General features: G+C 45.7%; 3 protein-coding genes. 2 read left to right on the top strand and 1 reads right to left on the bottom strand.

What is annotated here, in order from left to right; genetic code table 11:
* Positions 1-545 precede the first annotated feature (545 nt).
* Together METMK1DRAFT_RS15305 and METMK1DRAFT_RS17995 are read left to right on the top strand one after the other, a co-directional pair.
* The gene (locus METMK1DRAFT_RS15305) at positions 546-770 is read left to right on the top strand and encodes a hypothetical protein (protein ID WP_048088167.1); all 225 of its coding nucleotides are present in this window, start codon (positions 546-548) and stop codon (positions 768-770) included.
* 146 nt (positions 771-916) lie between these two features.
* Positions 917-1,054 carry a hypothetical protein gene (locus METMK1DRAFT_RS17995; RefSeq protein WP_009075938.1) on the top strand — a complete coding sequence of 46 codons (138 nt, stop codon included), beginning with the start codon at positions 917-919 and terminating at the stop codon, positions 1,052-1,054.
* A 33-nt stretch (positions 1,055-1,087) separates the two neighbouring features.
* On the opposite strand, the gene METMK1DRAFT_RS15295 is transcribed toward METMK1DRAFT_RS17995, so the two are convergent.
* Positions 1,088-1,417 (bottom strand): transcription factor S, encoded by a 330-nt coding sequence (locus tag METMK1DRAFT_RS15295; protein WP_048088166.1) that lies wholly within the window; start codon positions 1,415-1,417, stop codon positions 1,088-1,090.
* Between the last annotated feature and the right edge of the window lie 166 nt (positions 1,418-1,583).

Here is a 1,583-nt window from a genome sequence, read left to right as displayed (position 1 = left end):
CTTATTTACAATTATTAGACATTTACGTTCCAGACTACGTCCTAGAGAGATATAAGCTCCAGACGAGACTTTGCTCTTTTACCATACGAACCTGCTATTAAGAGTCCTTTAATAGCAACAGGAAAAGTGGAAGCTATTCGCTAACTATAGCTTAACAAATGATTACGAAGTAGTTCAGATAAACACTACCAGGCAGTTAATCAGAATAAAGAGGGATCCAGATGTAGAGGAGATAATGGGATATGTGAGAAAAGTGCACCCTGGAGCTACAGTGGAAGAGACAATATCTGCTATTTTGCAGAGAGTAGTGGAAGATACGGGAGAGTTTAAAGACGATGAGAAATTCGGTGCTTAAGCGATGTTACTTTATATCAATCTAGCATATCTAATACATTACGGAGTTCTAATTCTTGTAAGAGATTACAGTAGTTATGGGAACCTTAGGGAGGTAATACAGGAAAGCCGGTATTGTGGGAAGTTTTTTGACGTCGTCCTGCTGAAAAGGTGCGGAAGGACTGATCGAGTTCGCTAGGGAGAGTCTGTCAGTGAGATCAACAGGCTGGGAGTGGTCAGGGGGAACGGGAGGAGCGGGAAGGTCAACTGGCCTGATCCTCATGGTCCTGGTGGGTGGGAGGGCCAGCGTGAGGAACGGGGCCGAGACGTTCGGGTTGGAACGTGAATTGACGGGGCGTTGGGAGAACTTGGAGATGCGTGGAGGAATCTCTCTAACTCCGTCTCCCAATAGCGTTTCTCATCGATACAGACTGTAACGCTTCTACGTAACTACTAGTTATTTTTAATTTTATAAATATCGTTTTGATTAAGTAATGTTCATGTAGTATTACAAATAGTTTTTACTGATGATCTCCCAACTGGTGAGGGGCACTGCTCATAAGGGTGGGAGTAATAAAGGTGGATGGGTATTGAAGTTTCCCTCGACTACCCCAATGACTTAAGGGTGACTGTGTACGATCCCTTAGGAGAGGTGCCCATGGCGGAATTAGAAGTGATTAAAGGAAAAGTTACGCCACGGGTAAACACGTTCATGGCCTGAGGTTCCGATAACTTGAACCCGTCCCACCTAACCTCATTCGTACTCTCTCCAGGTCTTTCCGCACTTGGTACATCTGTAAAACCGGGTAGGAGGTTCGTCGGCAGCCCTCGTCTGAACCATCCAGAAGTATACCTCATCGTTCTTACACGAGGGACATACCACACCTCTCATCGTCTGAGTGCCTACGGGCATCTCCTCCTCCAACACTATAGTCTTCTCTCTCTCGGTGTGCTTAACCTTAGACTTGATCACTGTAGGTTTAACCGCCTCCTCCTCGTACCCACACTTGGGACACCTATACACACTCGTGCCGTTGACTTTCCTGGGAGTCATCATCGAGTGACACTTAGGACAGAACTTCAAGGAAGAACACCTCTACTCCTTCCTCTCCTTACCTTTTTTAATTTTCCTTTATTAACTCCACTATCCTTTGACACTCCTGCACGAGTTCCCCATCGTACTGATTACCCGTCCCAAAGTTACTGAAGTTCACCTCTTTAACCACCTTCCCTCTCTTGAACTCCTCCAC

The sequence above is a fragment of the Metallosphaera yellowstonensis MK1 genome (genome assembly GCF_000243315.1).
GTDB classification, from domain to species: Archaea; Thermoproteota; Thermoprotei_A; order Sulfolobales; family Sulfolobaceae; genus Metallosphaera; species Metallosphaera yellowstonensis.
Note: the sequence above shows the minus strand (reverse complement) of the source record. Positions and strands in the feature narration are given on the sequence as shown.